General features: G+C 70.3%; 25 protein-coding genes. 20 read left to right on the plus strand and 5 right to left on the minus strand.

The window, feature by feature from the left end:
* The first annotated feature begins 77 nt into the window (after positions 1–77).
* The 5 genes from recA to dapF are packed head-to-tail and all read left to right on the plus strand — an operon-like array spanning position 78 to position 5,526.
* On the plus strand, positions 78–1,151 hold the full coding sequence (recA, locus tag AB4Z18_RS06305) for a recombinase RecA (protein ID WP_441781837.1): 1,074 nt from the start codon (positions 78–80) through the stop codon (positions 1,149–1,151).
* A gap of 31 nt (positions 1,152–1,182) precedes the next feature.
* Positions 1,183–1,962, plus strand: coding sequence for a regulatory protein RecX (locus tag AB4Z18_RS06310; RefSeq protein ID WP_441781838.1), 780 nt, complete (start codon positions 1,183–1,185; stop codon positions 1,960–1,962).
* Positions 1,963–2,022: 60 nt separating this feature from the next.
* Entirely contained in the window at positions 2,023–3,651 is a 1,629-nt protein-coding gene (gene miaB, locus AB4Z18_RS06315; RefSeq protein WP_441781839.1) for a tRNA (N6-isopentenyl adenosine(37)-C2)-methylthiotransferase MiaB, read from the plus strand.
* 5 nt (positions 3,652–3,656) lie between these two features.
* Positions 3,657–4,601: a tRNA (adenosine(37)-N6)-dimethylallyltransferase MiaA gene (gene miaA, locus AB4Z18_RS06320; RefSeq protein ID WP_441781840.1), complete on the plus strand. Its 945-nt coding sequence runs from the start codon at positions 3,657–3,659 to the stop codon at positions 4,599–4,601.
* A 46-nt stretch (positions 4,602–4,647) separates the two neighbouring features.
* Positions 4,648–5,526 (plus strand): diaminopimelate epimerase, encoded by an 879-nt coding sequence (gene dapF, locus AB4Z18_RS06325; RefSeq protein ID WP_441781841.1) that lies wholly within the window; start codon positions 4,648–4,650, stop codon positions 5,524–5,526.
* Between the two features lie 25 nt (positions 5,527–5,551).
* Here dapF and AB4Z18_RS06330 read toward each other — a convergent pair whose 3' ends face one another.
* Positions 5,552–6,169: a class I SAM-dependent methyltransferase gene (locus AB4Z18_RS06330; protein ID WP_441781842.1), complete on the minus strand. Its 618-nt coding sequence runs from the start codon at positions 6,167–6,169 to the stop codon at positions 5,552–5,554.
* Positions 6,170–6,224: 55 nt separating this feature from the next.
* Here AB4Z18_RS06330 and hflX point away from each other — a divergent pair, with 55 nt between their 5' ends.
* The 4 genes from hflX (at position 6,225) to AB4Z18_RS06350 (ending at position 11,772) form a co-directional block, all read left to right on the plus strand.
* Positions 6,225–7,760, plus strand: coding sequence for a GTPase HflX (hflX, locus tag AB4Z18_RS06335; RefSeq protein WP_441781843.1), 1,536 nt, complete (start codon positions 6,225–6,227; stop codon positions 7,758–7,760).
* A 224-nt stretch (positions 7,761–7,984) separates the two neighbouring features.
* Entirely contained in the window at positions 7,985–8,980 is a 996-nt protein-coding gene (locus tag AB4Z18_RS06340; protein WP_441781844.1) for a methylenetetrahydrofolate reductase, read from the plus strand.
* Positions 8,977–11,337, plus strand: a complete 2,361-nt coding sequence (gene metE / locus AB4Z18_RS06345; RefSeq protein ID WP_441781845.1) for a 5-methyltetrahydropteroyltriglutamate--homocysteine S-methyltransferase — start codon at positions 8,977–8,979, stop codon at positions 11,335–11,337. Before AB4Z18_RS06340 ends, metE begins: the two co-directional genes overlap by 4 nt.
* An 84-nt stretch (positions 11,338–11,421) precedes the next feature.
* Entirely contained in the window at positions 11,422–11,772 is a 351-nt protein-coding gene (locus AB4Z18_RS06350) for a metallopeptidase family protein (protein ID WP_441781846.1), read from the plus strand.
* Positions 11,773–11,849: 77 nt separating this feature from the next.
* Here the strand turns inward: AB4Z18_RS06350 and lexA are convergent, their stop codons facing one another.
* Positions 11,850–12,530 carry a transcriptional repressor LexA gene (gene lexA, locus AB4Z18_RS06355; RefSeq protein WP_441781847.1) on the minus strand — a complete coding sequence of 227 codons (681 nt, stop codon included), beginning with the start codon at positions 12,528–12,530 and terminating at the stop codon, positions 11,850–11,852.
* Between the two features lie 246 nt (positions 12,531–12,776).
* Between lexA and AB4Z18_RS06360 the strand changes: the two genes are divergently transcribed.
* The 11 genes from AB4Z18_RS06360 (at position 12,777) to AB4Z18_RS06410 (ending at position 22,720) form a co-directional block, all read left to right on the plus strand.
* Positions 12,777–13,157, plus strand: a complete 381-nt coding sequence (locus AB4Z18_RS06360) for a LysM peptidoglycan-binding domain-containing protein (protein WP_441781848.1) — start codon at positions 12,777–12,779, stop codon at positions 13,155–13,157.
* Positions 13,158–13,231: 74 nt separating this feature from the next.
* On the plus strand, positions 13,232–14,389 hold the full coding sequence (locus tag AB4Z18_RS06365) for a histidinol-phosphate transaminase (RefSeq protein WP_441781849.1): 1,158 nt from the start codon (positions 13,232–13,234) through the stop codon (positions 14,387–14,389).
* Positions 14,386–14,988 (plus strand): imidazoleglycerol-phosphate dehydratase HisB, encoded by a 603-nt coding sequence (gene hisB / locus AB4Z18_RS06370; RefSeq protein ID WP_441781850.1) that lies wholly within the window; start codon positions 14,386–14,388, stop codon positions 14,986–14,988. The genes AB4Z18_RS06365 and hisB overlap by 4 nt, the downstream gene beginning before the upstream one ends.
* On the plus strand, positions 14,985–15,626 hold the full coding sequence (hisH, locus tag AB4Z18_RS06375; protein WP_441781851.1) for an imidazole glycerol phosphate synthase subunit HisH: 642 nt from the start codon (positions 14,985–14,987) through the stop codon (positions 15,624–15,626). The genes hisB and hisH overlap by 4 nt, the downstream gene beginning before the upstream one ends.
* A gap of 68 nt (positions 15,627–15,694) precedes the next feature.
* Positions 15,695–16,441 carry a bifunctional 1-(5-phosphoribosyl)-5-((5-phosphoribosylamino)methylideneamino)imidazole-4-carboxamide isomerase/phosphoribosylanthranilate isomerase PriA gene (priA, locus tag AB4Z18_RS06380; RefSeq protein ID WP_441781852.1) on the plus strand — a complete coding sequence of 249 codons (747 nt, stop codon included), beginning with the start codon at positions 15,695–15,697 and terminating at the stop codon, positions 16,439–16,441.
* Positions 16,425–17,291 carry an SseB family protein gene (locus AB4Z18_RS06385; protein WP_441781853.1) on the plus strand — a complete coding sequence of 289 codons (867 nt, stop codon included), beginning with the start codon at positions 16,425–16,427 and terminating at the stop codon, positions 17,289–17,291. Before priA ends, AB4Z18_RS06385 begins: the two co-directional genes overlap by 17 nt.
* Before the next feature lie 47 nt (positions 17,292–17,338).
* Complete coding sequence (locus AB4Z18_RS06390) at positions 17,339–17,557, plus strand: SCO4848 family membrane protein (RefSeq protein ID WP_441781854.1); 219 nt, start codon at positions 17,339–17,341, stop codon at positions 17,555–17,557.
* Between the two features lie 4 nt (positions 17,558–17,561).
* A complete protein-coding gene (locus AB4Z18_RS06395) occupies positions 17,562–18,128 on the plus strand; it encodes an HhH-GPD-type base excision DNA repair protein (protein ID WP_441781855.1) in 567 nt (188 codons plus the stop codon).
* A 119-nt stretch (positions 18,129–18,247) separates the two neighbouring features.
* Entirely contained in the window at positions 18,248–21,790 is a 3,543-nt protein-coding gene (locus tag AB4Z18_RS06400; RefSeq protein ID WP_441781856.1) for a TM0106 family RecB-like putative nuclease, read from the plus strand.
* Between the two features lie 47 nt (positions 21,791–21,837).
* Positions 21,838–22,245, plus strand: coding sequence for a helix-turn-helix transcriptional regulator (locus AB4Z18_RS06405; RefSeq protein WP_441781857.1), 408 nt, complete (start codon positions 21,838–21,840; stop codon positions 22,243–22,245).
* A 52-nt stretch (positions 22,246–22,297) separates the two neighbouring features.
* A complete protein-coding gene (locus AB4Z18_RS06410) occupies positions 22,298–22,720 on the plus strand; it encodes a VOC family protein (protein ID WP_441781858.1) in 423 nt (140 codons plus the stop codon).
* Between the two features lie 63 nt (positions 22,721–22,783).
* Here the strand turns inward: AB4Z18_RS06410 and AB4Z18_RS06415 are convergent, their stop codons facing one another.
* From AB4Z18_RS06415 to AB4Z18_RS06425, 3 genes are read right to left on the minus strand one after another with little or no spacing between them, the layout of a single operon-like run.
* Positions 22,784–23,704 (minus strand): sucrase ferredoxin, encoded by a 921-nt coding sequence (locus AB4Z18_RS06415; protein WP_441781859.1) that lies wholly within the window; start codon positions 23,702–23,704, stop codon positions 22,784–22,786.
* A complete protein-coding gene (locus AB4Z18_RS06420; protein WP_441781860.1) occupies positions 23,701–25,089 on the minus strand; it encodes a cupin domain-containing protein in 1,389 nt (462 codons plus the stop codon). Before AB4Z18_RS06420 ends, AB4Z18_RS06415 begins: the two co-directional genes overlap by 4 nt.
* Positions 25,089–25,337: a BatC protein gene (locus AB4Z18_RS06425; protein WP_441781861.1), complete on the minus strand. Its 249-nt coding sequence runs from the start codon at positions 25,335–25,337 to the stop codon at positions 25,089–25,091. Before AB4Z18_RS06425 ends, AB4Z18_RS06420 begins: the two co-directional genes overlap by 1 nt.
* Positions 25,338–25,377 lie beyond the last annotated feature (40 nt).

The following is a 25,377-nucleotide window of genomic DNA, read 5'->3' on the forward strand; positions in this document are numbered from 1 at the left end:
ATGCGCGTCCTTCGCTTCGAGTGTCGGACGTCCCTCCTAGAGTCGAACCGAAGCGAAGCCCACGAAGGAGAACCGTAATGCCATCACCTGCAGACCGCGAGAAGGCCCTGGAAACAGCCCTCGCGCAGATCGACCGCCAGTTCGGCAAGGGCTCCGTCATGCGGCTGGGCAGCGACGAACGCGCCCCTGTCGAGGTCGTGCCGACCGGATCGATCGCGTTGGATGTCGCGCTCGGCATCGGTGGACTGCCGCGCGGCCGCATCATCGAGATCTACGGCCCGGAGTCGTCGGGTAAGACCACTCTGACGCTGCACGCGATCGCCAACGCGCAGCGCGCCGGTGGCATCGCGGCCTTCATCGACGCCGAGCACGCGCTCGACCCCGAGTACGCCCGCAAGCTCGGCGTCGACATCGACGCCCTCCTGGTCTCGCAGCCCGACACCGGTGAGCAGGCGCTCGAGATCGCCGACATGCTCGTCCGAAGCGGCTCGATCGACCTCATCGTCATCGACTCCGTCGCGGCACTCGTGCCCCGTGCTGAGATCGAGGGCGAAATGGGTGACTCCCACGTCGGCCTCCAGGCGCGCCTCATGTCGCAGGCGCTCCGCAAGCTGACCGGTGGCCTCAGCCAGACGAACACCACGATGATCTTCATCAACCAGCTGCGCGAGAAGATCGGCGTGTTCTTCGGCAGCCCCGAGACGACCGCCGGTGGCAAGGCGCTCAAGTTCTATGCGTCCGTGCGACTCGACATCCGTCGCATCGAGACCCTGAAGGACGGCACCGACGCGGTAGGTAACCGCACCCGCGTCAAGGTCGTCAAGAACAAGATGGCGCCGCCTTTCAAGCAGGCCGAGTTCGACATCCTCTACGGCGTCGGCATCTCTCGCGAGGGCAGCCTGATCGACTTCGGTGTGGAGCACGCGATCGTCAAGAAATCGGGTGCCTGGTACACCTACGAGGGCGACCAGCTCGGTCAGGGCAAGGAGAACTCGCGTAACTTCCTGATCGCGAACCCCGACATCGCCGCAGAGATCGAGCAGAAGATCAAGATCAAGCTCGGAATCATGGCCGACCCGAACGCGGTGGCGGAAGAGCCGTCGAACGTCGGATCCATCGAAGACAAGCTGAAGGCTCGCAAGGGCGCGTGATCGTGCCCTCCGCCTCCCGAAGGGAATCCTCGTGGTGGTGAAGTTCCCGTCCTCGTCTGAGGACAACGCGGGCGACGGATCGTCGCGCGACGGAGCAGAGGAGCAGGAGCGGCTCGCTCCCGTTACTCCGCTTCGCCGCGCGGCGCCGGCGCGGCGTCGTGATGGTGACGATCACCCGTCACGCGGCGGTGGCGCCCGGCCGGTGGCCGAGTTGCCCGGCGGTGCGGGGTGGAACAACACCTGGGGCACGGAGTCCCGTGCGCCAGTGGCGCCACCCGTCGCGGCGGAGGACGACGAGCAGGATGACGAGGCCATCCGGCAGGCGCGCAAGACCAACGGGCTCGCGATCCGGCAGCTGGCCCGTCGGGGCATGTCGCGCTGGGAGCTCGAGCAGGTCTTGAACAAGCGCGAGATCGATCCGGAGGTCTACGGCCCCGAACTCGATCGGCTCGAGACGCTCGGCGTGATCGACGATGCGTCTCTCGCCACGACGCTCGCCTTCACGCAGCACAGCCGCAAAGGGCTCGGCCGCACGGCGATCCAGCAGGACCTCGCACGCAGGCACATCGATCCGGAACTCATCGAGGCGGCCCTCGCCGACATCGGTGAGGACGATGAGCTCGATCGCGCCACCGAGCTCGCCGTGAAGCGCATCGGCCAGCTGTCGACGTACGACGACGAGACCGCGCGACGCCGGCTGCACGGATTCCTCGCGCGGAAGGGGTACTCCTCCAGCGTGATCCGTCAGGCGATGGATGCCGCCTTCGCCGGACGGCGATCGCGCGGCGGCTCGGGCGTCCGATTCCAGTAAGCGGCACGGCGGCCCGCGGGTCGTCGGTCAGCCCACGGAAAACGTAGACTTGTCGCCATCATGAGCATCCTGGAACAGCGCAGCGTCATCGAGCCCTCCGAGGCCGCGGTCCGTGCAGATGGCCGGGCGCGCACGTACGAGGTACGCACCTTCGGCTGCCAGATGAACGTGCACGACTCCGAGCGACTCAGCGGGTCGCTCGAAGCGGCCGGCTACGTTCCGGCGAACGGCGAAGAGGCGGACATCGTCGTCATCAACACGTGCGCCGTGCGCGAGAACGCCGACAACAAGCTGTACGGCAATCTGGGTCACCTGGCAGGCGTCAAGCGGCGCCACGAGGGCATGCAGATCGCGGTCGGCGGCTGCCTCGCCCAGAAGGACAAGAACGTCATCCTCGAGAAGGCCCCCTGGGTGGACGTCGTGTTCGGCACGCACAACATGGGCGCCCTCCCCAGCCTCCTGGAGCGCGCCCGCCACAACGACGCGGCCGAGATCGAGATCCTCGAGTCCCTCGAAACCTTCCCGTCGACGCTCCCGACGAAACGCGACTCGTCGTACTCGGGATGGGTGTCCATCTCGGTCGGCTGCAACAACACGTGCACCTTCTGCATCGTCCCATCGCTGCGCGGAAAGGAGAAGGACCGCCGCCCGGGCGACATCCTGGCCGAGATCCAGGCGCTCGTCGACGACGGCGCCATCGAGGTCACGCTGCTCGGACAGAACGTCAACTCCTACGGCGTCGAGTTCGGCGACCGGCAGGCCTTCAGCAAGCTGCTCCGCGCGGCCGGCACGATCGACGGGCTCGAGCGCATCCGCTTCACGAGCCCGCATCCCGCTGCCTTCACCGACGACGTGATCGACGCGATGGCCGAGACCCCGAACGTCATGCCGCAGCTGCACATGCCGCTGCAGTCCGGCTCCGATCGCATCCTCCGCTCCATGCGGCGCTCGTACCGGTCGGAAAAATTCCTCGGCATCCTCGACCGGGTCCGGGCGAAGCTGCCGGACGCGGCCATCAGCACCGACATCATCGTCGGCTTCCCGGGCGAGACGGAAGAAGACTTCCAGGAGACCCTCCGCGTCGTCGAAGCCGCGCGCTTCGCCTCCGCCTTCACCTTCCAGTACTCCATCCGTCCGGGAACCCCGGCGGCGACCATGGAGGAGCAGGTGCCGAAGGAGGTCGTGCAGGAGCGGTACGACCGGCTCATCGCCCTTCAGGAGCGCATCTCCGACGAGGAGAACCGCGCACTCATCGGCCGGGAGGTCGAGCTCCTCGTCGCCAACGGCGAAGGACGCAAGGATGCCGACACCCATCGCCTCAGCGGCCGCGCCCGTGACAGCCGGCTCGTCCACTTCGAGGTCCCCGCAGGGTCCGAGATCCCGCGCCCAGGCGACGTCGTCACCGTGCGGGTGACGCAGGCGGCCCCGCACCACCTCATCGCCGACTCCGCCGACGGGCAGCCGCTGCGGATCCGGCGCACCCGCGCAGGCGACGCCTGGGATCGGGCCGAAGCCGAATCCTGCGCCGTCCCCGCACACGGTGGCGCCTCGACCGCAGAGGCGGGCCGTGTCTCCCTCGGGCTCCCGACACTGCGCGTCGGTGTGCCGGCCCTCCAGAGCCGCGAGCCGCTGACGTCGCCCGGCGTCGGCACGATGCCCATCTACGACCCGACGGACGGGCAGCGCTGAGCACGGTGCCCGCCCTGCCGCTCGTCGCCATCGTCGGGTCGACGGGAACCGGCAAGACCGACCTCTCGCTCGCTCTCGCCGACGCCCTCCGCACACGGGGTCAATCGGCCGAGGTCGTCAACGCCGACGCGATGCAGCTGTATCGCGGCATGGACATCGGCACGGCCAAGCTGCCGTCCGATGAGTGGCGCGGGACCCCGCACCACCTTTTCGATGTGCTCGACGTGACCGACGAGGCGACGGTTGCCCGCTATCAGCCAGAGGCCCGCGGGACGATCGAAGCGGTACTTGATCGCGGTGCGGTTCCCATCCTGGTCGGCGGCTCGGGTCTCTACGTCTCCAGCGTCCTCTTCGACCTCCAGTTCCCCGGCACCGATCCGGAGCTCCGCGCGAGGCTCGAAGCGGAGCTCACCGAGCACGGACCGGGGATGCTCTTCCAGCGACTGGCCGAGCGCGACCCCGACGCGGCCCGCCGGATCGGATCGCGCAACGGTCGGCGCATCGTCCGTGCCCTCGAAGTCGCCGAGCTGACCGGAACGTCCGTCAGCGGAGAGCTCCCCGACGAACCCCGGCTCTGGCACGAGCCGTCAGCGGTCATCGGCCTCGCAGCGCCGCGGGAGCAGCTCGTCGAGCGGCTCGATGCCCGCGTGGAGCGGATGTGGGCGGACGGCCTCCCCGCAGAAGCTGCCGCGCTCATCCCGCGGGGCATCGACGACGGCGTCACCGCTCGTCGCGCCATCGGCTACGCGCAGGCCCTCGCCGAGCAGCGTGGCGAACTGTCCCGCAAGGAGGCGATCGCGCAGACGCAGCAGCTGACCCGTCGTTACGCTCGTCGCCAGGTCAGCTGGTTCAAGCGCTACCCGAGCATCCACTGGCTCGACTACGACGCCCCGGACCTGGTGGATGCGGCGCTGGCGATCATCGACACTGCCGGAGCCGACACTGCCTGAAGAGACGCGGCCGGCACCCTTCCCACCGGTCGCTAGGCTGGAGACCATGGCGACCATCCACTTCACCAAGGGTCAGGGCACCGGCAACGACTTCGTGCTGTACTCCGACCCGGAGGGACGCCTGCCGCTCAAGGCCACCCAGATCGCCGAGATCTGCGACCGTCACTTCGGCGTGGGTGCCGACGGCGTGATCCGTGCCGTCCGGTCCGAACATGTCCCGGAGGGTGAGGCCGCGCTGGCGGAGGACGACGCCGCGACCTGGTTCATGGACTACTACAACGCCGACGGCTCGCCCGCCGAGATGTGCGGAAACGGCATCCGCGTGTACGTGCGCTACCTGCTGGAGAGCGGCCTGGCCGAACTCCCGGACGGCGGGACCCTGGCGATCGGCACCCGCTCGGGCGTGCGCGACGTGCAGCGGAGCACGACCGGTTTCCAGGTCGACCTGGGCCGCTGGGACCTCGCCGGCGGCGAGCCGCTCGTCCGCGCGAAGGAGCTCCCCGTCGCCCGCCCGGGGCTCGGCATCGACATGGGCAACCCGCACGTGGTCGTCGCCGTCGCGGATGACGACGAGCTGGATGCCGCAGACCTCTCGTACATCCCGCACCTGGAGCCGGTTCCCGAGCATGGGGCGAACGTCGAGTTCGTGGTCCCGCGCGAGCCGCTCGTGAAGGACGGCGTCGGCCGCATCCGCATGCGCGTGCACGAGCGCGGCAGCGGCGAGACCCTGTCCTGCGGCACGGGCGCGGCGGCCGCGGCCCTTGCTGTCCGCTATTGGGCCGGTGAAGGCGCCCCGAACCAGTGGCGCGTGGATGTGCCGGGCGGCACCGTGGGCGTCCGGATGTTCCCGACGGAGGACGGCGAGCACGTCGGTCTCTCCGGCCCCGCCGAGCTCGTCTTCACCGGCACCCTCGACCTCGCCTGACCCCGCTATCCTGCGGGCGAGCCGGTCAGGCTTCGGCGTGGGAGCGCGAGCGGAGCACGCGGTAGCCCTTCGAGGTGCCGACGCGTGTTGTCGTCAACTCGGGGAAGGTGGTCTGCATCCACCGGTGCAGCGAGTCGCTGCCCAGGTTGCGCTGCACGACGAGCCAGGCGTCCGATCCCGGCTCCAGCCGGGGCAGCCAGCGCTCGAGGATGTTGTGCAGCTCGTTCTTGCCGACGCGGATCGGCGGATTCGACCAGATCGTCGTAAACCGCACGTCATCGGGAACATTATCGGGCGTCACCGGGTTTACATTGGTGAGGCCGAGCTTCTCCGCATTCCTGCGGACCAGATCCAGAGCTCGGGTGTTGACGTCGACGGCCCAGACCGTCGCATGAGGGGATTCGAGAGCAAGTGTGAGAGCCAGCGGCCCCCAGCCGCAGCCGAGGTCGAGGAACTGACCTCCGGGCGGTGGTGAGGGGACATGGTCCAGCAGCACTCGCGTACCCATGTCGACGCGCTCGGGGCTGAAGATCCCATTGGCTGTCACCAGCTCGTAGGTCCGACCGGCGAGGTGCGCGGTGAACGGCCGCAGGTTCATCTCGCTCTCGGGCGCCGAGGAAAAGTAGTGATCTCCGCTGGCCATAAGCAGACCGTACAGGACACGAACAAACTAGGGTTAACCCGGATCGGGGAACTGAATGACTGATAAGACCGACATCCGCGAACACGACGCAGACGACGTTGTCGCGCGCGTGCTCGCGACCGAGGGGAACCGCGCGAGCGTGACGCTGTTCGGCGCCGCCGGGTCCTCACGGGCGCAGGCGCTGCAGAGCGATTCTGTCGACGGCGGCCACCATGACGGTGAGCAGCTCGACCGCGAGGAGCGCGCGGCGTTGCGCCGCGTCTCCGGGCTGTCGACCGAACTGCAGGACGTTACCGAGGTGGAGTACCGACAGCTGCGGCTGGAGAACGTGGTGCTCATCGGCGTGTACTCGCAGGGCTCCCTGCAGGACGCCGAGAACTCGATGCGCGAACTGGCTGCACTGGCCGAGACGGCCGGAGCCGCGGTGCTGGATGGGCTGCTGCAGCGCCGTCCGCATCCCGACCCCAGCACCTACCTCGGTCGCGGCAAGGCCGAAGAGCTGGCGGGCGTCGTCGCCGCGCTCGGCGCGGACACCGTGATCGCCGACACGGAGCTGGCCCCGAGCCAGCGCCGTGCGCTGGAGGACGTGGTGAAGGTGAAGGTGATCGACCGCACGGCCGTGATCCTCGACATCTTCAGCCAGCACGCCAAGAGCCGCGAGGGCAAGGCGCAGGTCGAGCTCGCGCAGCTCGAGTACCTGCTGCCGCGTCTGCGCGGCTGGGGCGAGTCGATGTCCCGCCAGGCCGGTGGCCAGGTGGGCGGCGCGGGCGCAGGTATGGGCTCGCGTGGTCCCGGTGAGACGAAGATCGAGCTGGATCGTCGCCGCATCCACACCCGTATGGCACGGCTGCGCAAGCAGATCGCGGGCTTCAAGCCGGCCCGCGAGGCGAAGCGGGCCAACCGCAACCGCAACTCGGTGCCGTCTGTGGCGATCGCCGGCTACACCAACGCCGGCAAGTCGAGCCTGCTGAACCGCGTGACCAAGGCCGGCGTGCTGGTCGAGAACGCGCTGTTCGCGACGCTGGATGCGACGGTCCGCCGCAGTGTCACCGCCGACGGCCGCCTGTACACGCTCGCCGACACCGTCGGTTTCGTGCGCAACCTGCCGCACCAGCTGGTGGAGGCGTTCCGTTCGACACTGGAGGAGGTCGCCGATTCCGACGTCATCCTGCACGTCGTCGACGGGTCGCACCCGGATCCGGCTTCGCAGCTGGCGACCGTGCGCGACGTGATCGGCGAGGTGGGCGCCCGCGACATCCCGGAGATCGTGGTCTTCAACAAGGCCGATCTGATCCCCGCGGACGAGCGGCTGGTGCTCCGGGGCCTGGAGCCCGGCGCGATCTTCGCGTCCGCCAGGACCGGCGAGGGGATCGACGAGGTACTCGCCGCCATCGCGCGGCTGCTGCCGGATCCGTCCCTCGAGGTGGAACTGGTTGTTCCGTACGACCGCGGCGACCTGATCTCCGCTCTCCACGAGCGCGGCCGGGTCATCTCGACCGAGTACGTGGAGGAGGGCACCCGCGTCACCGCACGCATCATGCCCGAGTACCACGCGGCGTTCGAGCCGTTCGAGGTCACGCCGGCGAAGTAAGCGCGACGCACTACGAGGAAGGCCGGACGGCCGTCTGTGTCACTGGATGACGCGGGCGATTCCGTCCGGCCTTTCGCGTTGCTAGATTGCCTGACAACGTCACGCGGGCGACCGCCGACGTTGGTGCGACAGCCGAGCCCGGCACCCGCCCGTGTGAACTCCGCCCTGCCACAACAGGAGCGGAGTGTCCCCGTGCCGCTGTCCGACCACCATCCGAGGAACCCATGAGCTGTACCGAGGCCCGGTTCTCCTTTGAGCTGTACCCGCCGCGCACCGAGCGCGCCGCGGCGGCGCTCCCGGGCACGATCGACCGACTGGCCGCGGCACGGCCCGACTTCATCTCGGTGACCTACGGCGCCGGCGGCTCCTCCCGGACGGCATCCCTCGACGTCCTCCGGTACATCCTGGAGCACACCGACGTCAGCGCAATGGCCCACCTCACGTGCGTCGGGTCTTCGCACCAGGAGGCGCACCGCCTGATCCGAGACTTCCTGGATGCGGGCGTGCGGCGCTTCCTCGCCGTGCGCGGCGACCCGCCGGCGGACCTCCCGGAGGGGGACGACGGCATCGGCGACATCCGCACGACCGCGGAGCTGGTGCAACTCATCCACCGGGTGCAGGCCGAGCGCGTCCCGTACGGCGAGCTGCTCGTGCCGGAGCTGCAGGCGCAAGCCGTTCTCGAGCACCGCGAGCACGTACAGATCGCCGTCGCTGCCTTTCCGAACGGCCACCCGTCGTCCCACTCGGTCTCGCAGGACATCGACGCCCTGCTCGCCAAGCAGGCCGCCGGCGCCAACCTCGGGATCACCCAGCTGTTCTTCCACGCGGAGGACTATCTCCACTTCGCGCAGCGGGCCGCAGAGGCCGGCGTGACCTTCCCCATCCTCCCGGGCATCATGCCGGTCACGAGCCCTGCCCGACTGAAGCGGATGCTGGAGCTGAGCGGGGAGGACCTCCCCAGCGACCTCGCCATCGAGCTGGAGGTCGAGCCCACCGACGAGGGCCGGCGGGAGATCGGCATCGCGTGGGCGGCGCGGCTCGGCCAGCGGTTGCTGGAGGGCGGCGCCCCTGGTCTCCACCTGTACACGTTCAACCAGCACGAGGCAGTGCTGTCCGTGCTTGACCGCATCGGCGCCCTCCCGGCCGCCACGCCCGCCGCATCCACCCGTGCTTCATCAACCACCCCGCCGAAACCGGCCACTGCAAAGGAACCAGCATGAGCAACACGACCCCCGCCTCGGCCCGCCCCGCGTTCCCGGTGGGCACCATCATCGGCTACCCGCGCATCGGGCGCCGCCGCGAGCTCAAGAAAGCCGTCGAGGCTTTCTGGGCGGGCAGCATCGACGCGGACGAGCTGGAGGCGACGGCCGCCGGGTTGCGGGCAGCGACCCGCGAGCGGCTGGCGGCGCTCGGTCTCGGACGCACGGATGCGTCCATCCCGGAGAGCTTCAGCTTCTACGACCAGGTGCTGGATGCGGCCGTCACGGTCGGCGCGGTGCCCACCCGCTTTGCCGGCCTCGCCGGCGCGGACGGGTCCGTGGACCTGGCCGGCTACTTCACTATCGCCCGCGGCGAGGGGGAGAACCCGCCGCTGGAGATGACCAAGTGGTTCGACTCCAACTACCACTACCTGGTGCCCGAGATCGGCCCGACCACGGAGTTCCGGCTGGCCTCCGACCGCATCGTGCGCGAGTTCGAGGAGGCCCGCGAGGCAGGCTTCGTCACGCGCCCGGTGATCGTCGGGCCTGTGACGTTCCTGCTCCTGAGCAAGCCGGCGGACGACGCGCCGGAGGGCTTCCGTCCGCTCTCCCGTCTCGCCGACCTGCTTCCGGTGTACCGCGAGCTCCTCGCGCGCCTGGCGGCGGCGGGCGCTCCGTGGGTGCAGCTCGACGAGCCGGCCCTGGTCAGCGAGAGCATCGACGAGCCGCGGGATGCGGTCCTCGCCGCCGTGCGGCAGACGTACGACCTGCTCGGCTCGGCGACCGACCGCCCGGCGATCTTCGTCGCCGCGCCGTACGGCAGTCTCGACGACGCCCTGCCCGCGCTCGCCGCGAGCCCGGTGGAGGCGATCCACCTCGACCTGGTGCGCGGGAGCATCCCGTCGGGCCTCGATGCGACCACCGCATCCGGCTTGTCGCAGAAGACCGTCGTCGGCGGTGTGATCGACGGCCACAACATCTGGCGCGGCGATCTGGAGGCGGCGTTCGGCACGCTCACCGAGCTGCTGTCGCTGAGCCCAGAGGTCACGGTGTCCACCTCCACCTCGCTGTTGCACGTGCCGCACGACGTCGACGACGAGCCGGACCTGGATGCGCGGCTGACGTCGTGGCTGGCCTTCGCCGACCAAAAGGTGACCCAGGTCGCGGTGCTCGCCCGCGGGATCGTGGACGGGCACGAAGCGATCCAGGAGGAGCTCACGGCCGCGACGGCCTCCCTCGCCGATCGGGCGTCGGCGCCGGGTGTGCGCGTGCCCGCGGTGCGCGAGCGCGAGGCCGCCCTGACCGAGGCGGACTTCCGTCGCGGCGAGTACGACGACCGGCTAGCCGCGCAGGAGGAGGCGCTCGGCCTGCCGTTCCTGCCGACGACCACCATCGGCTCGTTCCCGCAGACGGCCGACATCCGCCGCTCGCGGGCGCAGCTCGCGGCAGGCCTCATCAGTGAGGCGGAGTACCTGGGGCGGATGCGCGACGAGATCAAGCGCGTCGTCGACCTTCAGGAGGAGATCGGGATCGATGTCATCGTGCACGGCGAGCCCGAGCGCAACGACATGGTGCAGTACTTCGCCGAGAACCTCGAAGGCTTCGCCGTCACCCGCAACGGCTGGGTGCAGTCCTACGGTTCCCGCTGTACGCGCCCGTCCATCCTGTGGGGCGATGTCTCTCGTACGGCGCCCATCACGGTCGACTGGTCGGCGTACACCCAGAGCCTCACAGAGAAGCCGGTGAAGGGGATGCTGACGGGCCCGGTCACGATCCTCGCCTGGTCGTTCGTGCGCGACGACCAGCCGCTGGGCGAGACCGCACGGCAGGTCGCCCTGGCTCTGCGGGACGAGATCGCCGACCTGGAAGAGGCCGGCATCCGGGTCGTCCAGGTCGACGAGCCGGCGCTGCGCGAGCTGCTGCCGCTCAAGAAGGCCGACCAGGACGACTACCTCGAATGGTCGGTGGGCTCGTTCCGGCTCGCTACGTCGGGGGTCGCCGACCGCACGCAGATCCACACGCACCTCTGCTACTCGGAGTTCGGCGTGGTCATCGACGCGATCTGCAACCTCGACGCCGACGTGACCAGCATCGAGGCCGCCCGCAGTCGCATGGAGGTCGTGCACGACATCCAGCGCTCGGGATTCGAGCACGGCATCGGGCCGGGCGTCTACGACATCCACTCGCCGCGCGTGCCGTCGGTCGAGGAGGTCACCGAGCTGCTGGAGACGGCGCTCAGCGCCATCCCCGGGCGGCAGCTCTGGGTGAACCCGGACTGCGGTCTGAAGACGCGCGGCTACGACGAGACGGTCGCGTCGCTCCGGAACATCATCGAGGCGACGCGCGGCGTGCGCGAGCGGGCGTCGGTCAGCGCCTGAGGGTCGATTCGCCCGACGGATTCAGGATGCCGGCCCCGGTACGCGGACAGCGAACCGGGGCCGGCGCCGTGTGAGGATGACCACATGGTGTACATCTCGGACGACGAATTCGAGCGGATGGTCGGCGACGTCTTCGATGCACTCCCGGACGACATGGTCGGGCCGGTGGAGAATGTTGCGATCCTCATCGAGGATCAGCCCGCGGGTGCCCGGCCGCGGCTGTTCGGGCTGTACAGCGGGCGACCGCTGACGCGCCGATCAGTGTACGGCTTCGGCGAGCTACCGGACCGGATCACGCTGTTCCGCAACAACCTCGAGGCGTCGGCGTCGACGGTGGAGGAGCTGCGTGCGCGGGTGCGGATCACCCTCGTGCATGAGATCGGCCACTACTTCGGCCTCTCCGACGAGCGGCTGCAGGAGCTCGGCTGGGCGTGACCGCGCCCGAGTCGTGAGTCGTTGCTGCTACTCCGGCCGGATGGTGACATCTGGTCACCACTCGGCGGGGGATCGGCTCAGACGGCGCGGAGGACCGCGACGACCTTGCCCAGCACCTGCGCGAAGTCGCCCAGGATCGGCTCGAAGTTGGAGTTCCGCGGCAGCAGCCAGGTGTGGCCGTCTCGCTGCCGGAAGACCTTGACCGTCGCCTCCTCGTCGAGCATCGCCGCGACGATGTCGCCGTTCTCCGCGGTGTTCTGCTGGCGGATGACGACCCAGTCGCCGTCGCAGATCGCCGCGTCGATCATGGACTCGCCGATGACCTTCAGCATGAAGAGCTCGCCGTTGCCGACGAGCTGACGGGGGAGCGGGAACACCTCGTCCACCTGCTGCTCGGCGGTGATCGGGATGCCGGCGGCGATCCGCCCGACGAGGGGGACCATCGCGGCGTCGCCGACGGGGGTCTGGTTCTCGTAGTCCGGCGCCGCCGACGAGGACGACGGCAGGTCGATGAGGATCTCGAGCGCACGCGGACGGTTGGGGTCGCGGCGCAGGTAGCCGCTCAGCTCCAGCTGGTTCAGCTGGTGCGTCACGGAGGAGAGCGAGGAGAGCCCGACGGCGTCTCCGATCTCGCGCATGCTCGGCGGATAGCCGCGCTGGCCGACCGACCGCTGGATGAAGTCGAGGATCGCCAGTTGCTTGTCACTCAGATTCTTGCGGCGGCGGGTGCCTCCGCGGGCCTGGTTCTCGTTCGACACGGGAGTCCTCTCGTGACCTCGGCGACCTCCGGGATGCTCCCCGGCAGGAATGTCGGTGGTACCTGATCTGATGTTCTCAGACAGTCGAAACTGTATCCGCGTCGGGAAGGGAAGACAAACATGTGTTCGAGCGTGTCGCGAACTTTCCCGCGTAATTCCTTGGAAGAGGGCCGCTTGCGGATTCAGACATTCGAAGATACATTCGGAACACAGCTTCGCACCCGCGAGTCTGAGGAGGTCACGGCCATGAGTGCAGTACTGATGAGCGAGTCGGTTCCCACGCTTCGTGCGGTCCCGCGCCTGCCGGAGGGAGCGCGTGTCCGCCTGCGCCTCACGCGGCGCGGTCGCGCGGTGCTGTCGGCCCTGGTCGCGCTCCCACTCGTCATCGGCGCGATGGTGTTCGCCCTCAACGGCGGCGGCGCAGTCGCGACCGGCGACCAGACGCACGTCGCCTTCCAGTACGTCTCGGTGCAGTCGGGTGACTCACTCTGGTCGGTGGCCGAGCGCATCGCGCCGAACGCCGACCCGCGTGACGTGATCGCCGACATCGTGTCGCTCAATGGTCTCGACTCCGCGGTGGTGTCGCCCGGGCAGCAGCTCGCCGTCCCCACGAAGTACGCGCACTGACGAGTCCTTCCACGAATCGCCCTCGGCTCGTCACGCGGAGAAACCCGCGCCGGCGCGCTGACTACGATTGAACGGTGACTTCTCTCTCCGAGCTGCCGATCCGGGAGGACCTCCGCGGTCGCTCCCCGTACGGCGCTCCGCAGCGTCCGGTGCCCGTCGCGCTCAACGTGAACGAGAACACGCATCCGGTTCCGGAGGATGTCGCCGCCGACATCGTTGCTCGCGTCGCAGCGGCGGTGGGCGGGGTGAACCGCTACCCGGATCGGGAATTCACCGAGCTGCGCGCCGCGTTCGCCCGTTACCTGGGTCACGGGCTGACGCCGGATAACATCTGGGCGGCCAACGGCTCCAACGAGGTGCTGCAGCACATCCTCCAGGCCTTCGGCGGACCCGGGCGCACCCTGCTCGGCTTCGCGCCCACCTACTCGATGTACCCGCTGCTCGCCTCGGGCACGGGCACCGGCTACCTCGCCGGCGCCCGCGACGCCGACTATGAGCTCTCTCCCGAGACGGCGGTCGCCGAGATCCGTCGCACCGACCCGGACATCGTCATCCTCTGCTCCCCGAACAACCCCACGGGAACGCCGCTCGGCCTCGACACCATCGAAGCGGTGTACGACGCCGCCCGGGGGATCGTCGTGGTGGACGAGGCGTACGCCGAGTTCATGCCCGAGGGCGAGCCGTCCGCTCTGACCCTCCTCCCCGGCCGCCCGCGACTGCTCGTGTCGCGGACCATGAGCAAGGCATTCGCGTTCGCCGGCGCCCGCGTCGGCTACCTTGCCGCGGACCCGGCCGTGAACGACGCCCTGCGCCTCGTCCGCCTGCCGTACCACCTGTCCGCGCTCACGCAGGCGGCGGCCCTGGGCGCTCTCGCGCACTCCGACGAGATGCTGGCGACCGTCGGAGAGATCCGCGGGCAGCGCGACCGGCTGGTGTCCGAACTGGCACGCCTGGGATACACACCGCACCGAAGCGGCAGCAACTTCGTCCTGTTCGGCGGCGTGGCCGACCCGCACGCGACCTTCGAGGCCCTCGCCGAGCGCGGCATCCTCATCCGCGACGTCGGCATCCCGCACCACCTGCGGGTCACCGCCGGCACCGAGGCTGAGACCACCGCGTTCCTCGAGGCGCTGGCGGCGCTCGGCCGTCCGGGCGCGGACGCGGCGGCCGACACCGCCGCCGACCCGGCCCCGGAGCGGGTGCAAGACGCCCCGGTAGACTCGGACGCATGACGAATCGCGCCGCCACGGTCACGCGGGAGACCAGCGAGTCGAGTATCGAGCTGAGTCTCGACCTCGACGGTACGGGCACCTCCGACATCCAGACGAGCGTCCCGTTCTACGATCACCTGCTGACCGCATTCGCCAAGCACTCGCTCACCGATCTGCGCATCCGCGCCACCGGGGACACCGACATCGATGTGCACCACACGGTCGAAGACATCGGTATCGTGCTCGGGCAGGCGATCCGGGAGGCGCTGGGCGACAAGGCCGGCATCTCGCGCTATGGCGATGCCCTCGTGCCGCTCGACGAGGCCCTGGTCCAGGCGGTCGTCGACATCTCCGGGCGGCCTTACCTCGTGCACACCGGCGAGCCTGCCGGCTTCGAGCTGCACCTGATCGGCGGGCACTTCACGGGATCGATGGTGCGCCACGTCTTCGAGGCCATCTCGTTCAACGCGCGCATCACGACGCACATCACCGTCATCGGCGGCCGCGACCCGCACCACATCGCCGAGGCGGAGTTCAAGGCGTTCGCGCGCGCGTTCCGCCAGGCGAAGGCGTTCGATCCGCTGGTGAGCGGCATCCCCTCCACCAAGGGGGCGCTGTGACCGAGGGGGACAAGCCGGATGTCGTCGTCTTCGACTACGGGACGGGCAACGTCCACTCGGCTGTCAAGGCGCTCGAAGCCGCCGGAGCGAACGTCGAGCTGACGGGCAACCGGCGACGTGCGCAGGAGGCCGACGGCCTCCTCGTACCGGGTGTCGGAGCCTTCACCGCGGTCGCTGAGGCGCTGCGCGCATCCCACGGCGACGAGGTCATCGACCGGCGGCTCGCCGGAGGTCGCCCCGTGCTCGGCATCTGCGTCGGCATGCAGGTCATGTTCGAGCGCGGCGTCGAGAACGGCCTCGAGACCGAGGGGCTGGGGGAGTGGCCGGGGACGGTCGACCTCATCCGCGCCGACGTCGTGCCGCACATGGGCTGGAACACGGTCCGAGCGCCGGAGGACTCCACACTGTTCGCCGGGCTGGCGGACGAGCGCTTCTACTTCGTCCACTCGTACGCGGCCCAGGACTGGACCCTGGAGCCGTCGGGGCCCTTCCCGAAGCCGAAGGTGACCTGGGCCGATCACGGAGCGCCGTTCGTCGCCGCGGTCGAGAACGGCCCGCTGAGCGCGACGCAGTTCCACCCCGAGAAGTCGGGGCAGGCGGGCATCCAGCTGCTCCGCAACTGGGTCCGCTCGCTCTAGCCGTCCGCTCGCTCCAGCCCGGCGCTCGCCACTTTCGTCCGCCCGCGCACCGACATCCAAGGAACACCATGACCGATTTCATCTCCACGCCCCGACTCGTCCTCCTCCCCGCGGTGGATGTCGCCGACGGCAAGGCCGTGCGCCTCACGCAGGGCGAGGCCGGCAGCGAGACCAGCTATGGCGACCCGGTGGATGCGGCGGCCGAGTGGGCCGAGGCGGGCGCCGAGTGGATCCACCTGGTCGACCTGGATGCCGCCTTCGGTCGCGGCGAGAACCGCTCCCTGCTGCGCAAGGTCATCCGCGAGGTGCACGGCGTGAGCATCGAGCTCTCCGGCGGCATCCGCGACGACGACTCGCTGAAGCAGGCGCTCGACGCCGGCGCCACCCGGGTCAACCTGGGCACGGCGGCGCTGGAGAACCCCGAGTGGGCGGCCAGCGCGATCAGCCAGTTCGGCGAGGCGGTGGCCGTGGGCCTGGATGTGCGCGGCACGACCCTCGCAGCCCGCGGCTGGACGCGCGAGGGCGGCGACCTGTGGGAGGTCCTCGACCGGCTCGAGGACGCCGGCTGTGCGCGCTACGTCGTCACCGACGTCACCAAGGACGGCACCCTGCGCGGCCCGAACCTCGACCTGCTGCATCAGGTGCTCGACCGCACCGAGCGTCCGGTCGTCGCCTCCGGCGGCATCTCCAACCTCGACGACATCGCCGCTCTGCGCGAACTGGTGCCGCTGGGACTGGAAGGCGCCATCGTCGGCAAGGCGCTCTACGCCGGCGCATTCACCCTTCCCGAGGCGCTGGATGTCGCCGGGCGCTGACGACGTGGATCCGGCATCCGGCCCGTCGCGGTCGGGTCCTGCCGCGCACGGACCCAGTGACGAGGGCGCGGCCCGGCTCGCGGGCTTCGCCGCCTCCCTCGCCGACTCCGCCGGCCAGCCGTGGGAGGGGCGCGCGTTCGACGACAACCCGTTCGGTGACGACGACGGGTCGGCGCCTCCCGCCCTGCTCGGCGCGCTGGCGGCGTTCCGCGCAGGCGAGGCCGGCCCCGAGCGGGTCGTGGATGCTCTGCGCGAGTCCCGGCTGCTCATCCCGCTGATCGCCGAGCTCGGTGAGGAGGGTGAGAACGACGCCGGGATGCTCGTCGATAAGACCCAGGAGCTGTCGATCGTGCGGGTGGCCGGCCCGGACGGCCGCACGGTGCAGCCGGTGTTCTCGTCGGTGACCGCCATGCAGGCGTGGAACCCGGCCGCCCGGCCGGTGCCGGCGCAGGGTCGCCGTGCCGCGCTCGCGGCTGCAGCGGAAGGCACCGAGCTCATCGTGCTCGACCCGACCTCCGAGACGGAGTTCGTGCTCCGTCGGCCGGCGGTCTGGGCGGTCGCGCAGGGGACGCCGTGGCTGCCGAGCGACCGGGATCCTCAGGTCGGCGAAGCGTTCCGCGCATCCATCGCCCCGGAGCTTGGCGTGCACGACGTCCACCTGGTCGCGGGCGACCCGGCGAGCCGTCTGGCCGGTGAGGAGCTGGTGGTGCGGCTGTCCCTCGCCGCCGGGCTCACCCGCGAAGAGCTGGATGCGATCCTCGCCCGACTCGCCCAGCGCTGGGCGAACGACGACGTGATCGCCACACGCGTCGACTCCCTCCGCGTGCAACTGGTCGCCTCCGCCGACTGATGCGGCGGACGGCGACGGCTCGCGCCGCCGCATAGGCTGGAGGGACCATGACCGTCTTCGCCGCCATCGTGCTGTTCCTGAACGCCGTCTTCAACGTCTTCGCCTGGCCGCGGTTCTTCACCCGTGTCCGGAAGGATGCGCGGGCGCGGGATGCCGCCGGTCGCGCGACCCCGTTCCTCGTCGTGCACGCCGTGCTCCTCGCGGTCGCGCTGCTGCTGGCGGTGCTGTCCGCTGTGGCGGGCATCCTGCTGCTGGTGGCAGGCTGAGGGCATGGCCCTCAACATCACCGGCGACGCGGAAGCCGACGCCCTCCTCGACCAGTCCCCGTTCGCCCTCCTGACCGGGATGCTGCTCGACCAGCAGGTGCCGATGGAGACAGCCTTCGCGGGCCCGGCCAAGCTGCGCGACCGGCTCGGATCGCTGGACCCGGCGACCCTGGCGGCGATCGATCCGGAGAAGCTCGCCGAGGTCATGAAGCAGACGCCGGCGGTCCACCGGTTCCCCGGCTCGATGGCGGGCCGGGTGCAGGCGCTCGCCGCCGCGATCGTCTCGGAGTGGGGTGGAGACACCGCCGCGATCTGGACGCAGGGCGACCCGAATGGGGCCGAGGTGCTGCGCCGGCTGAAGGCTCTGCCGGGATTCGGCGAGCAGAAGGCCAAGATCTTCCTGGCGCTGCTGGGCAAGCGGAAGGGCCTCCAGGCGGCGGGATGGCAGGACGCGGCCGGCGACTACGGGCTGGACGGCTATCGTTCGGTGGCCGATATCGTCGACGCGGATTCGCTCACGCGGGTCCGGGAGCACAAGCGTGCGGTGAAGGCGGCTGCGAAGGAAAAGTGATCACAGGCGGACGCCGGTCCGCCGTTTCCGGTCCGGCCTGTGGACAACGGCCCGCTGTCGGTGGTCGCCGATAGTCTCGCAGAGCGGATGGCCGATCGTCCGTACGAAGGGAGGTCGCCGTGTTCCTGCTCGACGGGATCATCGTCACGAGTGCGAGCGACCTCACCGAGGCGTCGAAGTGCGAGTTCGCCTTCCTCCGCACGGTGGATGTGAAGCTCGGTCGCCTCGAGAAGACCGAAGAGGTCCAAGATCCGATGTACGTGCGGTCGTCGCGGATGGGCGACGAGCACGAGCACCGCATCCTGGAGCGCTATCGCGAGCGGTTCGGTGCGGGCGTCGCGGAGATCGAGCGCCCGACGCCGCTCACGGCGGAGTCCCTCGCGGAGGCGGTGCGACAGACGGCCGACGCCTTCGCGCGCGGTGCTGAGGTGGTGTTCCAGGCGACCTTCTTCGACGGATCGTTCGTGGGCTTCGCCGACTTCGTGGTCCGGCTGCCCGACGGGCGGTACCGGGTGCAGGATTCCAAGCTCGCCCGCAGCGCCCGGGTGACGGCGCTGCTCCAGCTGGCGGCGTACGCCGAGCAGCTGCGGGCGATGGGTGTCGACGTCGACGACACGGTCGAGCTGCTGCTGGGCGACGGCTCGGTCAGTGAGCACTCCTTGAGCGACATCGAACCGGTGTACCGCAAGCGGCGCGCGCGGCTGCTGACGATCATCGCCGAGCACGTCAAAGACGACGGGCCGGTGGCGTGGGGAGACCCACGCTTCACGGTCGACGGCCGGTGCGACACGTGCGATGCGGAGGTGCAGGCGGCACACGACGTCCTCCTGGTGGCGGGGATGCGGGTCACCCAGCGCGAGCATCTCTTGGCCGCGGGCATCGGCACCATCGACGCGCTCGCCGCATCCACAGAGCCGATCGACGGCATCCCGGACGGGACCCTCGACGGGCTGCGCGAGCAGGCGCGGCTGCAGTTGCAGGCCGAGCCGGGCACCCCGCCGCCTGTCCGCGTGTTCAACGCACCGGTTCTCGCGGTGCTGCCGCATCCGAACCCGGGGGACATCTTCTTCGACTTCGAAGGCGACCCGCTCTACACCGAGGGCGCCGGCGAGCGCTGGAACCTGGACTACCTGTTCGGATTAGTGGACGACGCGGAGCAGTTCACCGCGTTCTGGGCGCACGACTTCGCCGCCGAGCGCGTCGCGCTGGAGGCGTTCCTGGCCTACGTTCGCGAGCGGCGGGCCCAGTACCCGGGCATGCACATCTACCACTACGCCGCCTACGAGCAGACGCACCTGCTCGCGCTGGCCGCCCGGCACGGGGTCGGCGAGGAGGAGGTCGACGCGCTGCTGCGCGAGAACGTGATGGTCGACCTGTACCCGCTGGTGCGGAAGGCCGTCCGTGTGGGCTCGCGATCGTATTCGATCAAGAAACTCGAGCCGCTGTACATGGGCGACGAACTGCGCGAAAGCGATGTCACCAACGGTGCCGACTCGATCACCGAGTATGCGAACGCGCGCGATCTCATCGCGCTCGGCCGGCTGGATGAAGCGCAGCCCCTGCTCGACGACATCGGAGAGTACAACCGGTACGACTGCGTCTCGACTCTCCGCCTGCGCGACTGGCTGCTGGCCCGGGCGGCCGAGAACGGCATCCCGATCGGATCGGCGCCGATGGAGGAGCTCGAGGCGGCGACCGAGGAGTCGCCCTTGCGGGCCGGTCTCCTCGCCTTCGCGGGCGATCCTCTCGATCCGCACCGCAGCGGCGACCGGCGGGCCATGGCTCTGGCGGCTGCAGCCATCGACTTCCATCGGCGTGAGCAGAAGAGCTTCTGGCAGTCGCACTTCGCCCGGCTGATCCAGCCGATCGAGGAGTGGGGCGAGACGCGCGACGTCCTGGTGGTGGAGAAGGCCGTCGTGTTGCGCGACTGGTACCTCGACGAGGGGCAGCGTGTGGAGCGGCGCGAGCTCCTGCTGTCGGGCGCGTGGGGCGCCGGAAGCGCCGTGCGCGTCAGCGAACGAAGCGGGCCGTATCTGCTGTACGAATACCCCGGGCCGTTCCGGCAACCGCGGGCGCAGCCCGGGGCGCGGGCCGCACGCACCGTGGCCGTCATCGAGGCGTTACCGGACGGGTCGATCGTCGTGCGCGAGACGCTTCCCGCAGACGTCCCGCCCTACCGCGATCTTCCGAGCGCGCTCACTCCGGCGGCGCCACCCGACTCGCGTCGTCTCGGGGAGGCGATCCGCGAGTGGGGCACCGCGCTACTGATCGCCCGGCATCACGAGACCTGGCCGGTCGACGCGACGATCGACCTCTTGCGACGGACACCGCCGCGGACCCGGTCCGGCGCGCTGTCGGATCGTGTCGCGAGCGACGGCGACGGCCCCATCGACGCAGTCGTCGCGAGCTTGCTTGACCTCGACCGGTCCTACCTCGCCGTCCAGGGCCCTCCCGGAACGGGCAAGTCGTACCTCGGCGCCCACGTCATCGCGCGGCTCGTCAGCGACCACGGCTGGAAGGTCGGCGTGGTCGCGCAGTCGCACGCCGTGGTCGAGAACCTCCTCGACCGCGTGATCGCCGCCGGGCTCGACCCGGCGATCGTCGGGAAGGTGCCGAGCGGGGGAGCGGGTGGCGCCGCGAGCGGGATGGGCAAGCCAGAGGATGCGGCCGCAGAGCCGGAGGAAGCGGCCTCGCACCGGTTCACACCCCTTGCGGCGAACGGGCACCTCGAGTTCGCCGGCGTCAACGAAAGCCACGGGTTCGTGCTCGGCGGCACGGCCTGGGACTTCGCGAATCCTGGGCGGGTGCCGCGCGACAGCCTCGACCTGCTCGTCGTCGACGAGGCGGGGCAGTTCTCGCTGGCGTCGACGATCGCGGTCGGCGTCGCATCCAAGAACCTCCTGCTGCTCGGCGACCCCCAACAGCTTCCGCAGGTGAGTCAGGGGCGGCATCCCGAACCGGTGGACGGGTCGGCGCTCGGCTGGGTCAGCGACGGGCACGATGTGCTCCCGCCGGAGTACGGCTACTTTCTCGCCGAGACGCGGCGCATGCATCCGGCGCTGGCCGCCGCGGTGTCGAGGCTGTCGTACGAGGGCAAGCTACGGGCACACGCGTGTGCGTCCGAACGGGAGCTGCGCGGGGTGGTGCCGGGCGTGCATCCCGTACCGGTCCTCCACGTCGGCAACTCCACCGCGTCCCCGGAAGAGGCGGAAGCGGTCGTCGAGCTGGTCCGCGACCTGGTCGGGCGCTCCTGGAGCGACGAAGCGACCGGACGCGACGATCAGCCGCTCGGTGAGGACGACATCATCGTGGTGACCCCCTACAACGCGCAGCTTGCAGAAGTGCGGGCGCTCCTCGACGCGGCAGGCTATCGCGGAGTGCGCGTCGGGACGGTGGACAAGTTCCAAGGGCAGGAAGCGGCGGTCGCCATCGTGAGTCTTGCGGCATCGTCCGCGGTGGATGTTCCGCGCGGGATGTCGTTCCTGCTGATGAAGAACCGGCTGAACGTCGCGATCTCGCGGGCCAAATGGGCCGCGTACCTGGTCCACTCGCCAGAGCTCACGGAGTTCCTGCCGACGACGCCCGCCGGGGTGACCGAACTGAGCGCCTTCATCCGTCTCGTGGAGGGCGCAGCACAGCCGGCACCGGTCGTGGTGGGCTAGGCGAACTGGCCTGCCGCCGGCGCGGCCCACGATGTTACGCTCGACGCGTGTCACCGGAAGAGCTTCAGACGCTGGCGCACCTGCGCCGTGCCCGGGACCTCATCGACCGCGACTACGCGAAGCCGCTCGACGTCCCGACGATGGCCGCGCGCGCCTTCATGTCGCCCGCGCACTTCTCGCGCCAGTTCCGCGCGGCCTACGGCGAGACGCCCTACAGCTACCTCATGACGCGCCGTATCGAGCGGGCGATGGCACTGCTGCGCGGCGGAATGAGCGTCACGGACGCCTGCATGGCGGTCGGCTGTACGTCGCTCGGATCGTTCAGCGCGAAGTTCAGCGAGATCGTCGGGCTGACCCCCAGCGAGTACCGTTCCCGCGAGCACGCGGCGGTGCGCGCGATGCCCGACTGCATCGCCCGGCAGCGGACGAGGCCGGTCCGATCGCGCGCCGTCTGACCTGAGCAGTTTTGGAGAAGCGACGACGTTCCGGTGTTCCTAGAGTCGACTCATGACCGTTTCACTCCAGTACTCACAGATCACCGTCCTCGACCCCGAAGAGTCGCTCGCGTTCTACCGCGACGCCCTCGGCCTCGACGTCATCCAGGATGTCGCCTCCGGCGACCACCGCTGGATCACCCTGGGGGTGGCCGGCGACGAGAACGCCGCCGTCGTCCTCAGCGACCCGCACGCCGGCCGTTCCCGGGCCGACGGCGATGCCCTCCAGGAGCTCGTCGTCAAAGGCTCCATGGGCCCGATCGTGTTCCGCACCGACGACCTCGACTCGGCGTTCGAGCGCGTCCGCGCCGCCGGCGCCGAGGTGCTCCAGGAGCCGATCGACCAGCCGTGGGGCCCGCGGGACTGTGCGTTCCGCGACCCGTCCGGCAACATGGTCCGCATCCTCCAGTCCGCTCCGGCGAAGCAGAACGCCTGACCCGAGATTCGGCACGAATGCGGAGGGTGGCGTCCTGAAAACAGGACGCGGTCAGGAGGCGGCTCAGGAGCGCGCGACGGACACCGGGACGAACTCGCGCACCGGGTGCGCGATCGTGGCGGCGCAGGTGCTCAGCATCGGCTCCGACAGCCGCTCGCCGACCTCGACCGTGAGGCGATCGTCACCGTGCGCCAGGGCGACCGTCCAGCCGTGGGGATGGGGTTGCTCACCCAGCACGCGGAATGCACGGATCCGGTCGTCTCCGGTCTCGGCGCGGGCGAACGCCTCCGCCGCCTGGGCGACGGTCGACAGCGACGTGCGACCGCGCAGCAGTCCGGGCACGACCCGGCCGGCCGCATGCTGCTCCACGACCGTCGCCGCGTCGTCCGCGCCCACCCGGCCGTAGAGCAAGCCCTCGGGGAACACCACCATGGTGGCCGCGAAGCGGTCGCCGCCGAGGTGCGAGCACTCCCAGGTGAGTTCGGGATGCACGGCGGCCAGCGCCTCCACGACCGGCCGCCCGCGGACCGCGCAGCACTGGTCGTGCCGGGCGTGCGTGCAGACGGCGTAGATCGGGGCGTCGCTGGGTTCGCCGGCGGTCCCGTTGAGCGGCAGCGTCAGAAGCTCCGCGGGATCGTCGACCCGGCCCCAGCGGATGCTCTCGGTACCGGGGCGCGCATCCACCAGTGCCCACCGCCACGACGACTGGTCGCGTCGAAGCGGTGCGCGCAGACGGGTGCGACGGATGGCCAGCGGCCGGATCCCCGCCTCCTCCGCCCGCGCGACGATGCGGGCGCCGAGCGCCGGATCGAGCGCCGAGTCGAAGAACGCGTGGCGTCCCCATCCGCTCTCCAGCTCCACCAGCAACCAGCGCTCGCCGAGGCCGGCGGTCCCGGGAAGCGGGTCGCCGCGATCCAGCGCCCGGTCGCTACACGGCAGCCAGTCGGCCGCTACGCCCGCGACGGCTCCACCCGCGTCGGTCACGTCGCCGTCGCGGTACCGAAGTCGGCGGTGGCGCTGCGCTCGCCGTCGGAGGAGACGCCGGCCTCGTCGTCCGGGTCCACGTCCGCGAAGCTGTCGGCCTGCCCGGTGCCGTCCGCTATGTCTACGTCCACGCCGCGAGCACCGACGACCACGACCACGCCTTCGCGCAGCAGTCGCCGCGCGACAACGACTGCCGATGACTCGTCGAGGGGCAGTTCGCCGATCACGACCGGCAGCCCGTCGAGCAGACGCTCGACCGCATCCCTAGCGGCGATCGGCAGGCTCACCTTCTTGGTGGGAAGCCGCACGGTCACGGTCTCCACCTCTACCGTGACGTCCGGGCGGAGCCCTGACCGTGCCACGACCGTCGTCGTGGCCGACAACTCGTCCGCCGCAGCGATCGTGGCAAGCGGCCGCACCGGCGCCGGCGGGGAGTCCGACCGCTGCCGCCGACGCAGACTCTGCGCGACTGCTGCTGCGACCTCCGACCGAGCCGACGGGTCGCTGAGCGCCGCGATCAGCGCCTCCACCGTGTCCGCGACCACCGGCGCTACAGCCGACGGGTCACCGGGGTCGAAACCGAGCGGAAGGGAGGACCGCAGCTCCGCGGTGTCCGCCGCGCGGCCGATCGCCTCCCGCACCACATCGTGGCGCGTGTACGCGGCCACCCCGATGGTCAGGTGCACCGAGACGCCTCCCAGCGCCTCCGCGGAGTGGATCCACCCGCGCGGCAGGTACAGCGCGTCCCCAGGGCGGAAGGTCTCATCGATCGCCGGCGTCTCCGAGGCGCGCGCGGCGACCGCCTCGCGGTGGTCGCTCCACGGCTGATCCCGCAGCGGGTCGACGTGCACCGGCTCGTGGATGCGCCAGTGCTTCTCGCCCGCGATCTGCAGCACGAAGACGTCATGCACGTCGTAGTGCGGGTCGAAGCCCCGAGAGGAGGCGGGGGTGACGTACGCGTTCACCTGCGCGGGATGCCCGAGCTCGGCAGACAGCAGGCGCGTGAACTCGGCGATCGCCGGCCAGGTGCGGTGCAGGCCCTGTAGGACGAGCGTCGCACCGTTGGCGAATTCGGACAGCACCTTGGCCGAATCCAGCTGGTCTCCCACCTCTGCGCCGAAACCGCCCGGGCCGGTGAAGCGCGCGGGCGGGAGGACATCGCCCTCCTTGGCCATCCGCACGAACGGCGTGCGAAGCGCGCGCGAGGAGACCAGCTCATCCACCGCGTCGATGCTGAACAGGTCCGAGAAGTCCTGCTGCAGGTCGGCCGCCCGCGTGAACAGCGGCCGCCGGCCCCAGTAGTCCGCCGCGAACTCGTCGCGACCGATGGGCAGGCAGCGTGAAAGCGCGGGCCGGTTCCCCGGCCCGCGCCCGTCCGTCGCCATCAAGCGGACCCGTCGGCTCCGCCGTCGTGGCCGCCCGCGTTCGCGCCGCCGTCTGCGGTGCCTTCGCCCGCCGAGCCGTCCGCTCCGCCGTCGTGGCCGCCGGGGTTCGCGCCGCCGTCTGCGGTGCCTTCGCCCGCCGAGCCGTCCGCTCCGCCGTCGTGGCCGCCGGCGTTCGCTCCGCCGTCCGCGGGGCCTTCGCCGCCTCCGACCGCGTCGGTGCTGATGTCGTCGTCGTTGATGTCGCTCATTCCGTCTCCGTCTCGCTCCACTGGCGTCCGCCTGGCGGCC

It is taken from the genome of Leifsonia sp. 2TAF2 (assembly GCF_052115085.1).
In the GTDB taxonomy this organism is placed as follows: domain Bacteria; phylum Actinomycetota; class Actinomycetes; order Actinomycetales; family Microbacteriaceae; genus Leifsonia.

Coding starts and splice junctions, on each gene's coding strand:
- recA (WP_441781837.1), top strand. CDS start 78: ATGCCATCACCTGCAGACCGCGAGAAGGCCCTGGAAACAGCCCTCGCG.
- miaB (WP_441781839.1), top strand. CDS start 2,023: ATGAGCATCCTGGAACAGCGCAGCGTCATCGAGCCCTCCGAGGCCGCG.
- dapF (WP_441781841.1), top strand. CDS start 4,648: ATGGCGACCATCCACTTCACCAAGGGTCAGGGCACCGGCAACGACTTC.
- AB4Z18_RS06330 (WP_441781842.1), bottom strand. CDS start 6,169: ATGGCCAGCGGAGATCACTACTTTTCCTCGGCGCCCGAGAGCGAGATG.
- hflX (WP_441781843.1), top strand. CDS start 6,225: ATGACTGATAAGACCGACATCCGCGAACACGACGCAGACGACGTTGTC.
- AB4Z18_RS06340 (WP_441781844.1), top strand. CDS start 7,985: ATGAGCTGTACCGAGGCCCGGTTCTCCTTTGAGCTGTACCCGCCGCGC.
- metE (WP_441781845.1), top strand. CDS start 8,977: ATGAGCAACACGACCCCCGCCTCGGCCCGCCCCGCGTTCCCGGTGGGC.
- AB4Z18_RS06350 (WP_441781846.1), top strand. CDS start 11,422: ATGGTGTACATCTCGGACGACGAATTCGAGCGGATGGTCGGCGACGTC.
- AB4Z18_RS06360 (WP_441781848.1), top strand. CDS start 12,777: ATGAGTGCAGTACTGATGAGCGAGTCGGTTCCCACGCTTCGTGCGGTC.
- hisB (WP_441781850.1), top strand. CDS start 14,386: ATGACGAATCGCGCCGCCACGGTCACGCGGGAGACCAGCGAGTCGAGT.
- priA (WP_441781852.1), top strand. CDS start 15,695: ATGACCGATTTCATCTCCACGCCCCGACTCGTCCTCCTCCCCGCGGTG.
- AB4Z18_RS06385 (WP_441781853.1), top strand. CDS start 16,425: ATGTCGCCGGGCGCTGACGACGTGGATCCGGCATCCGGCCCGTCGCGG.
- AB4Z18_RS06390 (WP_441781854.1), top strand. CDS start 17,339: ATGACCGTCTTCGCCGCCATCGTGCTGTTCCTGAACGCCGTCTTCAAC.
- AB4Z18_RS06395 (WP_441781855.1), top strand. CDS start 17,562: ATGGCCCTCAACATCACCGGCGACGCGGAAGCCGACGCCCTCCTCGAC.
- AB4Z18_RS06410 (WP_441781858.1), top strand. CDS start 22,298: ATGACCGTTTCACTCCAGTACTCACAGATCACCGTCCTCGACCCCGAA.
- AB4Z18_RS06420 (WP_441781860.1), bottom strand. CDS start 25,089: ATGGCGACGGACGGGCGCGGGCCGGGGAACCGGCCCGCGCTTTCACGC.
- AB4Z18_RS06425 (WP_441781861.1), bottom strand. CDS start 25,337: ATGAGCGACATCAACGACGACGACATCAGCACCGACGCGGTCGGAGGC.